Origin of the sequence: Marinobacter guineae (genome assembly GCF_002744735.1) — a bacterium.
Classification (GTDB): domain Bacteria; phylum Pseudomonadota; class Gammaproteobacteria; order Pseudomonadales; family Oleiphilaceae; genus Marinobacter; species Marinobacter guineae.
On record NZ_KZ319339.1, the window covers coordinates 1,009,939 to 1,021,608 of the forward strand.

The 11,670-nt window shown below is 58.9% G+C and carries 14 protein-coding genes; 6 read left to right on the plus strand and 8 right to left on the minus strand.

Translation table 11 applies throughout. The annotated features are described in order from the left end of the window. Positions 1–263 precede the first annotated feature (263 nt). From CLH62_RS04585 to bioB, 7 genes are all read right to left on the minus strand, one after another. Positions 264–944: a putative metalloprotease CJM1_0395 family protein gene (locus CLH62_RS04585; protein ID WP_099616941.1), complete on the minus strand. Its 681-nt coding sequence runs from the start codon at positions 942–944 to the stop codon at positions 264–266. 9 nt (positions 945–953) lie between these two features. Then, complete coding sequence (locus CLH62_RS04590) at positions 954–1,211, minus strand: flagellar basal body rod C-terminal domain-containing protein (protein WP_099616942.1); 258 nt, start codon at positions 1,209–1,211, stop codon at positions 954–956. Between the two features lie 51 nt (positions 1,212–1,262). Further along, positions 1,263–1,961, minus strand: coding sequence for a dethiobiotin synthase (bioD, locus tag CLH62_RS04595; protein ID WP_099616943.1), 699 nt, complete (start codon positions 1,959–1,961; stop codon positions 1,263–1,265). 12 nt (positions 1,962–1,973) lie between these two features. Beyond that, positions 1,974–2,801 (minus strand): malonyl-ACP O-methyltransferase BioC, encoded by an 828-nt coding sequence (gene bioC / locus CLH62_RS04600; RefSeq protein WP_099616944.1) that lies wholly within the window; start codon positions 2,799–2,801, stop codon positions 1,974–1,976. Between the two features lie 5 nt (positions 2,802–2,806). Beyond that, the gene (locus CLH62_RS04605) at positions 2,807–3,556 is read right to left on the minus strand and encodes an alpha/beta fold hydrolase (RefSeq protein WP_099616945.1); all 750 of its coding nucleotides are present in this window, start codon (positions 3,554–3,556) and stop codon (positions 2,807–2,809) included. Further along, on the minus strand, positions 3,553–4,728 hold the full coding sequence (gene bioF / locus CLH62_RS04610; RefSeq protein ID WP_099617623.1) for an 8-amino-7-oxononanoate synthase: 1,176 nt from the start codon (positions 4,726–4,728) through the stop codon (positions 3,553–3,555). The genes CLH62_RS04605 and bioF overlap by 4 nt, the downstream gene beginning before the upstream one ends. A 68-nt stretch (positions 4,729–4,796) precedes the next feature. Next, positions 4,797–5,855 carry a biotin synthase BioB gene (gene bioB, locus CLH62_RS04615; RefSeq protein WP_099616946.1) on the minus strand — a complete coding sequence of 353 codons (1,059 nt, stop codon included), beginning with the start codon at positions 5,853–5,855 and terminating at the stop codon, positions 4,797–4,799. A 41-nt stretch (positions 5,856–5,896) separates the two neighbouring features. Here bioB and CLH62_RS04620 point away from each other — a divergent pair, with 41 nt between their 5' ends. Beyond that, on the plus strand, positions 5,897–6,640 hold the full coding sequence (locus CLH62_RS04620; RefSeq protein WP_228152768.1) for a ComF family protein: 744 nt from the start codon (positions 5,897–5,899) through the stop codon (positions 6,638–6,640). 147 nt (positions 6,641–6,787) lie between these two features. Here the strand turns inward: CLH62_RS04620 and CLH62_RS04625 are convergent, their stop codons facing one another. After that, positions 6,788–7,936 (minus strand): NAD(P)/FAD-dependent oxidoreductase, encoded by a 1,149-nt coding sequence (locus CLH62_RS04625; RefSeq protein ID WP_099616948.1) that lies wholly within the window; start codon positions 7,934–7,936, stop codon positions 6,788–6,790. A gap of 112 nt (positions 7,937–8,048) precedes the next feature. Here CLH62_RS04625 and CLH62_RS04630 point away from each other — a divergent pair, with 112 nt between their 5' ends. From CLH62_RS04630 to cmoB, 5 genes are read left to right on the plus strand one after another with little or no spacing between them, the layout of a single operon-like run. Then, complete coding sequence (locus CLH62_RS04630) at positions 8,049–8,471, plus strand: hypothetical protein (RefSeq protein WP_170005753.1); 423 nt, start codon at positions 8,049–8,051, stop codon at positions 8,469–8,471. Positions 8,472–8,480: 9 nt separating this feature from the next. After that, positions 8,481–9,497 carry a serine/threonine protein kinase gene (locus CLH62_RS04635; RefSeq protein ID WP_099616950.1) on the plus strand — a complete coding sequence of 339 codons (1,017 nt, stop codon included), beginning with the start codon at positions 8,481–8,483 and terminating at the stop codon, positions 9,495–9,497. Between the two features lie 32 nt (positions 9,498–9,529). Next, positions 9,530–9,898 (plus strand): PA3694 family proteiin, encoded by a 369-nt coding sequence (locus CLH62_RS04640; protein ID WP_099616951.1) that lies wholly within the window; start codon positions 9,530–9,532, stop codon positions 9,896–9,898. Beyond that, positions 9,891–10,670: a carboxy-S-adenosyl-L-methionine synthase CmoA gene (gene cmoA / locus CLH62_RS04645; RefSeq protein WP_099616952.1), complete on the plus strand. Its 780-nt coding sequence runs from the start codon at positions 9,891–9,893 to the stop codon at positions 10,668–10,670. The genes CLH62_RS04640 and cmoA overlap by 8 nt, the downstream gene beginning before the upstream one ends. 2 nt (positions 10,671–10,672) lie before the next feature. Further along, positions 10,673–11,665: a tRNA 5-methoxyuridine(34)/uridine 5-oxyacetic acid(34) synthase CmoB gene (gene cmoB / locus CLH62_RS04650; RefSeq protein WP_099616953.1), complete on the plus strand. Its 993-nt coding sequence runs from the start codon at positions 10,673–10,675 to the stop codon at positions 11,663–11,665. Positions 11,666–11,670 lie beyond the last annotated feature (5 nt).

Consider the following 11,670-nt stretch of genomic DNA (forward strand, 5'->3'; position numbering starts at 1 on the left):
CCTCGGTTTTCGGTCTCAGCTGAAACAGGTTGACAGCTTTTGGCCTTGGGTTTGCTCAGACACTGCAGCGCGATGCGCCGCAGCCTTAATTAAACACTTGTTTGAAACATACGTTTAGAGGCACGGAATTGTCAATAGCCGGGTGCAAAAATTGTGTTGCCGTATGTCACAGGATCTCGCGCCACAACAGTGCCCAGAGCATTCGCCTGGTCATCGAAAAGCGAAAAAATCAAGTGGGGAAAGGGAGTTGAACAGAGACAGGTTCAGGCAGAAACGGGCTCGAATGATGAGGATCCGGCATGATCATTCTGACCGTCTTTTTCAGCCATGGCAGAGACCTCACGATAAGTGTCGTCGGCCTTCTTTGACGGCCCGCTATCGGTCGCCAGCTCTGACTGGGCCTGGAGCATTATCTGCATCGCCTGAGCAGCGACCGCCCGGTCCTGGCCAGAAGGCTCCGCCGGCGCCATGGCAGCGGCCCGGACAGTTTGCATTTTCTGGATAGTAGCCTGAGGGTTGCCCTGCACCGGTGAGAGATCAATGGAGACTTCGCCGCCAACCGCGTATTGGGCACCGTCCGGCCCTCGCTGGTAGGTAAACGACATCGCACCGGCGTACTGGCCACCCACAGCCTGATGCGCTGCCTCATGGGCCCGGACTTCACGATCCCGGGCTTTAAGCTCGGTCAGTTGCTTGAGTTCGTCGACATTCAGTCCCTGCGAGTTATCGGCGGCCTTTTCAGTGCGATCAGACTCCCGTTTATTCCTTGCAGAATCAGCCGGTGCCACGGCTTCGGTCGCCTTATCGCCGACGGCGGGCGTTTCCTGCTGAGCTGTAGCGCTGGTTTGTTGAACGCGGGCAGAACCCTGAACAGTAGAAGGCGGCCCAAAAGGACTTTGCGAGGCAGTCGGAAATACCGGAGGAAGGGAGGAAAGCACGTTCACGGCCCCCGGTCAGGCCATAATATCCAGAAGCGTTCCGAGCGTTTCATCGGCGGTTTTCACCACCTGCGCCGAGGCTTCCACACTACGCTCGTAGATCTTGAGGTCGACCATGGGCTCGATCAGATTGCCAGCACCCTCGGCAGTTCCCTGAGGACCATCTACCCCGCCACGAGCAATCTTGCGGGCAGCATTTTCCATGCCGGCCATGCCGTCCTGAATGCCCTGGATGCCAACTGAGAATGAGTTTGAGAGTGTGTTGCTGATCATAACCGCTCTGCCCGATGACCATTATTTGACACAATTAAGCCATATTATTGGTCATTTTTCAAACAGAGAATCAATATTGAGGTAATTTGCCAGCATCTCAGGGCGCGAATGCTCAAGCCACGGCAGTATTCCCAGGCACGGCGATGCCATGTGATTGACCAGGTAATTCAGGGTGTCCTGCTCACAACTCATGGGCTCGGGCTCGGGCTCAGTCCGGTTGGCAACCCAGCCAGCCAGCATCAGCCCGTCATTCCGTATGGCTTCTGCCGTGAGCAAGGCGTGGTTGATGCACCCCAACCTGAGCGAGACCACGAGAATCACCGGCATGTCCAGCTGGCGAGGGAATTCCGCGTAGGTTTCCCGATCATTAAGCGGGACCCTCCACCCTCCAGCACCCTCCACCAGCAGCAGGTCCGCAGGGCGCACCTGCAGACCGCGGCAGAACCCTACCAGGCGATCAACGGTAATGTGCCGGCCTGCCTGTTCAGCGGCCACATGGGGCGCAATGGCCGGCTCCAGCGCAACCGGATTGACCAACTCATACGCCAGTGGTTCCGAGATGGCATTCTGCAGAATCAACGCATCTTCGTTGCGCAGCCCTTCGGATGTCCGCTCACAGCCGGAAGCAATGGGCTTCATCGCCAGTGTCCGCTTCCTCATGGCTCGTGCGGCGTGCAGAATCGCGGCAGATACCATGGTTTTGCCCACACCGGTGTCGGTACCTGTTACAAAATAGGATTTTTTCGCCATGGTTCAGTCCCGTCAACGCTTCTGCCAGTAAATCCAGGCGGCCTCATAGCTGGCCATAATCGTGCCGTCCGGCTCTTTCGGGTAATGCCTGCACATGTTTCGCATCCTGCCCGGCGCGGTGATAGCCTTGCGGCGCCCTGCACCCCGGAAACCTGCGCCAAGATGCCTGAGCTCACCTGCCAGCATCATGGGCGACGTGTAAGGCAGGCGGATGGTTCTGGTTTCAATGGTCGCCTGTGGCAGTTCAGCGTGCACTTTCGCATGCAGGGCCGTTTCAGTCTCGAAACGGTTCACATGTTCATGCTCCGGATCAACCGCCTTCCAGGCGCTGTTCAGCTCTCTCAGCGTACCGTCGAGGAGGCTGGAGACCATCAGTCGTCCGCCGGGGCGCAGTATCCTCCGACATTCCCGGAACACCGCCCGGGGGTCTTCACACCACTGGATCATCAGATTACTGAAGATCAGGTCGTAGCTTGCATCCGGCAAAGGCAGATGCTCGGCATCGCCAACGACCCAGTCAATACCTTGAGAACTTTTTTCCCGGGCTTCCTGCACCATGCCTCGTGACAGATCGACCCCTGCCACCTCCCCCACCTGCTCCATCGCCGCGAGCTTGCGGGAGAACCAGCCAGTGCCGCAGCCAAGATCCAGAGCCTCTGAATCTGCCCGCACCGCGTTCCGGGTCTGAAGCTTCTGAAGCATGGTATTGCCCATGAAACGCTGCAGTCGTGAGGCATTTTCGTAGGTGCTCCGCGCGTTGCCGAAGCCCCGGGCAATATCAGCCTTGAGCGTCCGGGAGTCACCTTTCAGGCCACCCCGAGTGCCAGTGATGGAACTCATGACGCTCATGGTGACAATGCGGTCTTCGAAGCCAGAAAAGACTGAATTGCCCCCCAGCAATCTGCAGCCGAACATCCACCCGGCCAATGTGCCATTCCCTTGACCACCGTCTGGCAACTGGCGACCGGAATCTCAAGATCGCCGGCCCAGGATCTGACAACAATATCCTGCCCTCCCATCACGTGAAGGGCAGGCGTGGAGAGCGATTGCCAAAGCGCTCTCTGATCCCCGGCGTCCAGCCATTCGAGGCTCTTACAGAGATGATCGTGAGACACCAGGGTGCCTTTTTCGAGCCAGGATTTGAGATTCTGGCGCTCCTGCTTCTCGTCGGCTGCTCCGTTAATCATCAACAGAAGGAAATGCAGCCAATACCGTTGCGGATCCTGGCGAATACCCCGGACAAAAGCCTTGAACTCACGGGCCGCCATTCCATGGGGCCAGCTCTCATCGGCAACAAATTTCGGAAAACCGCCGAGAGTGATTGCACAGGACACCGAACCGGTTTCACGGGAGGCGGCCTCCATCACAACCTGGCCACCGAGGGACCAACCCATCCAGACTGAAGGCTCGGGATACAACGAGAGCAACTCCTCGGCCACTTCAGCCACGGAATCACTGCGGGCCAACAGTTCATCGTCCAGCGACACTGCCACAACCTCGCCTGGCCAGAAACCATAAAGCCCGGACAGCATCTCCGCCCGGACACCCCAGCCACCGACAACCACGAGGCGCGGACAGACCCTTGCGGAACTCAAATCGCCACTTCCGTGTTCTGAACCAGATGACGACATTCCGACAGCGCGTTCAACAGACAATCGAGATTCTCCTGAGTATGTGCGGCACTGAACGTAACCCGCAAACGAGCCTCCCCCACTGGAACAGTGGGAGGGCGTATCGCCGACACCAGCAACCCCCTGTTTTCCAGCGCCTGGCTCAAGGCCAGAGCAGCGTGGTTATCGCCAATCATGATCGGCTGAATGGGCGTATGGGAGTGCATCAGCGCATAACCCTGCGCAGATGCCTCTTTCCGGAACCGGGAAACCAGCCCCAGAACATGTTCCCGACGCACCTCATCACGCTCGATGAGATCAATACTTGCACAGGTTGCCAGGGCAAGTGCGGGCGGCATGGCAGTAGTATAGATGTAGGTTCGCGCTTTCTGAACCAGATAATCCATCAGCAGCGCCGGCCCGGCAACAAATGCGCCGCTGGTACCCACCGCCTTGCCAAGGGTGCCGATCAGCACCGGCACATCCGCCTCAGACAGACCCATCTCGGCGACACTCCCCCGCCCCTGCGGCCCGAGGACACCAAGACCATGTGCATCGTCAACCACCAGCAAGGCATCATGGGCCTGGCAGACCCGCGCCAGCTCCGCCAAAGGCGCCACATCGCCATCCATGCTGAACACACCATCCGTCACCACCAGCTTGTGGCCGGTCGTTTCCGCCAGCATCGCTTCCAGCGCGGCAACATCCCCGTGGGCATACCGCCGAACCCGGGCCCGGCTCAGAATACAGCCATCGATAATGGAAGCATGATTCAGCCGGTCCGAGAAAATCGTATCTCCGCGACCAGCCAGAGCCGAAATCACACCCATATTGGCCATGTAGCCGGTCGAGAATAACAGCGCCGCACTGCGCCCGGTGAATTCCTCCAGGCGCTGTTCCAACTGGTGGTGCGCATCGTGGTGGCCACAGATCAAATGGGAAGCCGCGCCCCCAAGGCCCGTATCCGGAAGCGCGGCATGCAGTGCGTCAATGTTAGCGGGATGGTTGGCAAGCCCGAGATAATCGTTGCTGCAAAAGGAAAGCAACGATTTGCCGTTGGCAACCAGGGACGGCTGCTGGGGTCCTGAAATCAGCCGGCGTGTTCGGTACAGACCGGCCTGTTTACGCTGTTCAAGTTCAAGGGCAAAATCCCGCACGAGCATGGCTCCGGATAAGTCGTTGCACATTTAGCCTGCTCCCCCGAGGTTCAGTAATTCTCAGAGATTCAGGCAGATTCCCGGGTAGCGTCATAGAACATGTGGCGAGTTGCCTCATGCTCCACAGCCTCGGCAATCGCCTCCTCTTCCTGTTCCTCAGAGGCACACTGCTCACGCTGCTCAGGGCGGATGCCCAGGCGCTTGAACAGCAGCATATCCGCATCGGCTTCCGGATTTGCCGTCGTCAGCAACTTCTCACCGTAGAAAATCGAATTGGCACCGGCCAGGAAGCAAAGCGCCTGCATCTGCTCATTCATATTCTCACGGCCCGCCGACAGACGCACATGGGAAGCCGGCATCATGATCCGGGCCACCGCAATAATGCGAACGAACTCGAACGGGTCCAGATCCTCCACGTTCTCCATGGGCGTGCCCTTCACCTTCACCAGCATATTCACCGGCACACTTTCCGGATGGTGCGGCAGGTTCGCCAGCTGGACCAGTAAGCCGACTCGATCGTCTTCATCCTCGCCCATACCCATAATGCCGCCGCAGCAGACTTTCATCCCGGCCTTGCGGACATTATCCAGCGTATCCAGGCGATCCTGGTAAGTGCGGGTAGTAATGATGTGGCTGTAGTACTTCTCAGAGGTATCCAGATTGTGGTTGTAGTAATCCAGACCAGCTTCGGCCAGCTCGACCGCCTGCTCTTCCTTCAGCATGCCCAGGGTCATACAGGTTTCCAGCCCAAGGGACTTCACCTGCTTTACCATATCCAGAACATAGGGCATGTCTTTCTTCGAAGGGCTTCGCCAGGCCGCACCCATGCAGAACCGGGAGGCGCCTTTCTGCTTCGCCGCTTGAGCTTCGGCGACCACCTTCTCGATTTCCAGCAGCTTCTCTTTCTCGAGACCCGTGTTGTAGTGACCGCTCTGAGGGCAATATTTGCAGTCTTCCGGGCAGGCGCCGGTCTTGATCGACAGCAGCGTGCTCACCTGCACCTCGTTGGGGTCAAAATGCTCGCGGTGCACGCTCTGGGCACGGAACAGAAGGTCGTTAAAGGGAAGCTCGAAAAGCTCGCGGGCTTCTTGCAGTGTCCAGTCGTGGCGGAGTTCTGTAGCGGTCATGTAAAAGTCCTGTTAACCTTTCCCGGTCTCTGGGTTTACGGATGAATCAGATGATAAAGGGACTGAACTGGCTGTCAACCTTCATGGAACTAAAGGTTAACAGCGCCAAACAGGGCGGACTTTGTGTTGCCTGCCTTTCTTCCAATTCTTTCAATGGGTTATGTCAGCCATGCCGGGAAGATTTACCGGTTAACCGCTGGCACTGCCGTTGCTGCGCCCTGCCGCTGGCCTTTCCGTCCTCGGAGCTGCTTTGCGGTGACTGTCTGAAGTTTCCGCCGCCGTTCAAGACATCCTGCATTCCCTGGCGCTACCAATACCCCGTCGATGGCATGATCGGCCGCTATAAATACAACGGGCAGCGCAAGTTTGCACGGCCGCTGCTCGCGGACTTTGCCGGCGCTCTTGAACAGAAACTGGACAGCGCATCGGTAACACGACCGGACGCACTGGTGCCCGCGCCGATGGATTCGCGGCGCCGGCGCCAGCGCGGTTTCAACCAGGCCCAGGATATTGCCGAACACCTCGGGCGGGATCTGGGGATTCCGGTGGAGGCCGGACTGGTGCAGCGTGTTCGCCGGGTGCGGGCACAGCGGGAACTGAACCGGGAGGCCCGGCTGGCAAATCTTCGTGGGGTGTTTGAGGTAATGTCGGTGGTGCCTGAGCGGGTGGCCATTGTGGATGATGTGGTAACGACGGGGGCGACGGTTCGGGTTTTGGCTTCGGTGTTGCGGGAGGCGGGGGCCCGGGATATTCAGGTATGGGCTTTGGCTCGGACGCCTGGCTGAAGCTGCCCTGGGATTATGGTGCAAGCACCGGTCAGCCAGGCCCTCCCGGGATACGCTACAAGCTCATCCGTGAGCGCTTGTTTCGGGCCATCCCTGGCCCTCTACAATCCCGGGAGGGCCTGCCTGACCGGCGCCCGAAGCTTTCAGTTAGACCAACATTGCTTTAACACGTTCTGCAATTGCCAGACATGAAGTCAGTCCTGGTGATTCGATTCCAAACAGGTTAACGAGGCCGGGCACGCCATGATCTTCGGGGCCATCGATTCGGAAATCAGCAAAGCCACCATCAGGGCCTGTCAGCTTTGGGCGGATGCCGGCGTAGGCCGGTTGGAGCCGGGAGGGGTCGAGGGCGGGCCACCATTGGCGGATGCCCTTGGCAAAGGTTTCGAGGCGATTGGCGTTGACGGTGTAGTCTTCCTGTTCGATCCATTCCACATCGGGGCCGAAGCGGGCCTGGCCGGCCAGATCCAGGGTCAGGTGGACGCCCAGGCCGCCGGGTTCGGGGACGGGGTAGACAAGGGTGTTGAAGGGGTGTCGGCCGCTGTAGCTGAAGTAGACGCCGCGGGCCAACCATTGCCTGGGCTTATGGTTCTCTGGTAGACCTGCCCAGGTTTTTGCAAGGGGAACGGCGCCCAGGCCAGCAGCGTTGATGACGTTGGTGGCTTGCAGGGTCAGATGGTTGTCACCTGCTACTCTGAGCAGGTGGTGGCCATTGCCGGATTCCGCGGTAACGACCGGAGACCGGAGCGCGAGCTGGCCACCGGCATCTTCCAGTTCTCCAAGCAGCGAAAGCATGAGACCGTGGGTATCGATGATGCCGGTTTCGGGTGACCAGAGGCCGGAGCAGGCATTGATTTCCGGAATCTGGCGGATGATGGCGTCAGCGTCATGGATGGCCAGTTTGACGCCGTTGCGGGCGGCAGCGGCCCTGATATCTTGGAGTTTCCTGGTCTGGGGCTCGTTGGCGGCGACAATCCATTTGCCACAATTCCGGTGGTCGACCTTGTGGCTCCGGCAGTAATCATAGAGAAGCTGACGACCCTCTACGCAGAGTTCTGCCTTCAGGGAGTGCTCCGGGTAGTAGATCCCGGCATGGATAACTTCACTGTTTCGGGACGAAATGCCTTCTCCGAACCGGTCTCCGCTTTCCAGAATGATCACATCGTGCCCATTTTTGGCCAGTGCACGGGCAATGGCCAGGCCGACGACACCGGCTCCAATGACAACGGTTTCAGTTTCGAGGAACTCTCCAGACACTTCTTCCCTCTCCCGCCTATCTGCTGAATACCGGAGCATAACCCATCCCCGCACGCCGGCGGAAACCGGCTTCCGGGGCGCCAACACATTACTCAGAGACTCATACCGGTTATACTTGGGCCCGGAAATGAGTGGAAGGAGCCCGGCGATGATGTCTGACAGGAAGCAGTTTTTACTGGTGATGGTGGTGGCGGCCCTGTTTGTGGGCTGGCTCGGCTGGCGCGGTTTTGAGGTTATCAGCCTGAATGAGCAGCTGAAAGCGGATGACATGGTTGCCAGCTACCCCTACAAGCACCGGGTACTCAGGGTGGAAGGAGATACTGCCATCATGAGTTCCTTGCGGTCACACACAACGTCTACCCACCAGGCCCTGAGTGCCGTATTCCCGAGTATGCGAAATCTTGGCGACAGCCACCGGGACTGGCAACGGGCAGAGCGCGAGCTGGCCCAGGTGCAGGCCCGCGCAGGGGATGTTGTACTTGGAGCTTCCGGCATATCCCGTATTCGCTGGGAGCTGGATGAAAACTGGTACCATCTGCAGTCCATGAAATCCAAATACGACACAAGGCTCTGACGTTCCATTATGACCCATGAACCCGCTCTTTCAGCGTCCACTCACCCCTACGATTCCCTGACTCCAGATATCATTCTGGATGCAATGGAAGACACCGGGTTTGCGGTAACTGGTCGGCTTTTTGCGCTGAACAGTTACGAGAACCGGGTTTATCAGGTGGGTCTGGACGAAGGCCCGCCGATGATTACAAAGTTCTATCGACCCGGGCGGTGGAGCGAGGCGGAGATACGGGAGGAGCATGACTTCACCCTGGAGCTGGAGCAGGCAGATATTCCGGTAGTCGCGCCCATGCGGCTCGCCTCCGGAGACACCCTCGGTCGCCATGGCGAATTCCTGTTTGCCGTGTTCCACCAGCGCGGGGGTCAGGCTCCGGACACCAGCGTGACAGACACTCTCTACAGGTTGGGCCAGTGGCTTGGTCAGATCCACAACATCGGTGCCCGCAAGCCTTTTGCTCATCGGCCAGGCATGTCGTTACTCGACGGCATTGAATCCGCCAACCAGCTACTGGTGGAAGGCGGCTGGATTCCGGCGGATCTCCGGCCGGCATGGGACAGTCTGATTCCGGATCTCCAGGCGCTCTGCGCCGCCCGCATTGATGAGGCGGGCCCTGTTGAGACCCTGCGCCTGCATGGCGACTGCCACGCCGGCAATATTCTCTGCCGGGAAGAACAGATGTTGTTCGTGGATCTGGACGATTGCCGCTCCGGGCCGGCCATTCAGGATATGTGGCTGCTGCTTAATGGCGACGACTTCGAGCGTGGTGCCCAGCTTGGAGAACTGCTCGAAGGTTACGAGATGTTCCGTGATTTTAACCGCCGTGAACGTCACCTGATCGAGCCATTGCGCTGCTACCGGCAGATCGCGCATTGCGCGTGGCTGGCCAAGCGCTGGGATGACCCCGCCTTTCCGCGTTTTTTCCCCTGGTTTGCCCAACCCAGATTCTGGTCCGACCAGATTCTCTCGCTCCGGGAACAGCTCTCCGCCCTGCAGTCACCGGCAATTACGGTACCAGGGCAGTACTAACCCCACATAAACACGCTTGAAATGAGGTAGGCATGAGCCAGAATGAGGCCCGTTACACTGTCCGCAGCCTGATCGTGACCGCGCTGGCCGCCATCATCGGCACAGTCCTGGTGCTTGAGATGACCGGCAAGATCAGCCACACAGAGAACAAGGACCACGTCCCGGTTGGCGATTTCAAAGCCATTCATATCACCGAAGGTGAGACCTTCCGTATGTCCCCGAAAGCGTCGGAACTGCATGCTGTGTGCGAGAACGGCTACCTGGCCATTGCGGCGGATGTGGACCCCTCGTTCCGGGGTATACTGGTGGATTACAAGAACCGCGGTGTCCGGTGCAGACGCCCTTCACCGACCGGGCCAGCAGTTCCACGGCAGCCGGAGACACAAGAAGGCAATGAATAAGTCTCGCCAATCTTCCAGACCACCGGAGCAGGTGACGGACCGGCTGTTTGCCACCGAGCGTCGCCCCGAGGATTTCCGGTTTGATGCGTCGGTGGCACGGGTTTTCCCCGACATGATCCGCCGTTCGGTGCCCGGTTACACCACCATCATTCCGATGATCGAGGTGATCACCGAGCAATACGCGCAGCCGGGCTCCCACTGCTACGACCTGGGTTGTTCGCTCGGCGCCTCTACCCTGGCAATGCGGCACGGCATTCCACATCAGGACTGTACCCTTGTGGGCGTGGACAACTCCGAGGCGATGATCGAGCGTTGTGAGCATTACATTGCCCTGGACGACAATAACCTGTCCGTTACGCTCCGTTGCGAAGACATTCTGGACACGGAACTCAGTAACGCCTCGGTCACAACGCTCAATTTCACCTTGCAGTTTGTCGATCCGGACCAGCGGGCCAGCCTGCTCACCCGGATAGCCAAAGCAACCCGGCCCGGCGGCGTCCTGATCCTGTCGGAGAAAATCCGGTTTGAATCGGAGAGTGAGCAGGTGACACAGACCCGCCTGCACCACGAATTCAAGCGCGCGAATGGTTATTCAGATCTGGAAATCAGCCAGAAACGCACGGCCATTGAGCAGGTCCTGATTCCAGAAACACTCGCAGCCCACAAGCAGCGACTCCAGGCGGCAGGCTTCGATCAGGTTCTGGTCTGGTACCAGTGCTTTAACTTTGTTTCCATGCTCGCCATCAAGGCCAATACACTCGACACCGACTGACCATGGCAGACTTTGACTGGAAAACCCGATTCGGGCCGCTTCTTGATCAGCTTTCAGAGGACGGTCTTGCTGCCTGGGCACAAACGCTCAGGCAGCAACTGACCCGCCGCTTTGACGACAACCCCCATGGCGATCTAGATCGCTGGCAAGCCGCCCTCGCCCGTCTGCCTGAGATGGCCGGTGTGGAGGCGCACCTGGACCGCTCCGCGGTAACGCTGACATCGCCACACGCCCTGACGCCGGAGCAGCAAAAGCACCTGCAACAGGGGTTGCGCGGACTGATGCCCTGGCGCAAGGGCCCTTTCGATTTCTTCGGTACCCGGATTGATACCGAATGGCGCTCCGACTGGAAGTGGGACAGGGTATCCCCCTACCTTTCAGACCTTTCCGGCCGCCGTATTCTTGATGTCGGCTGTGGCTCCGGCTATCACTGCTGGCGGATGCTGGGCGAAGGTGCTGGCCGCGTCATCGGCATCGATCCCGGCCTGCTGTTCCTGTTCCAGTTCCTGAGCGTCAAGGATTACCTGGGTAATGTACCGGCAGACCTGCTGCCGGTCCGGATGGAGGATATTCCAGAAGGTCTTGAGACCTTTGACACCACGTTTTCGATGGGTGTCCTCTACCATCGCAGGTCACCGCTGGACCATCTCCTTGAACTCAAGGGGACACTCAGGCGAGGCGGAGAACTGGTACTGGAAACTCTGGTGGTTGAAGGCCCCGAGGGCTTCAGCCTGATGCCCGAGGATCGCTACGGGCAGATGCGCAATGTCTGGTTCCTGCCCACCTGCGACACCCTTCTACGCTGGCTGGACCGCACCGGATACCGCAATGCCAGAGTGGTTGATGTTACCCCCACCACGACAGACGAGCAGCGCAGCACCGACTGGATGCGGTTCAATTCCCTGCAGGACTTCCTGGATCCGGACGACCCGTCAAGAACGGTCGAAGGCTACCCGGGCCCCTTACGGGCAACACTGATTGCCCAAAAGCCCTGAATAAA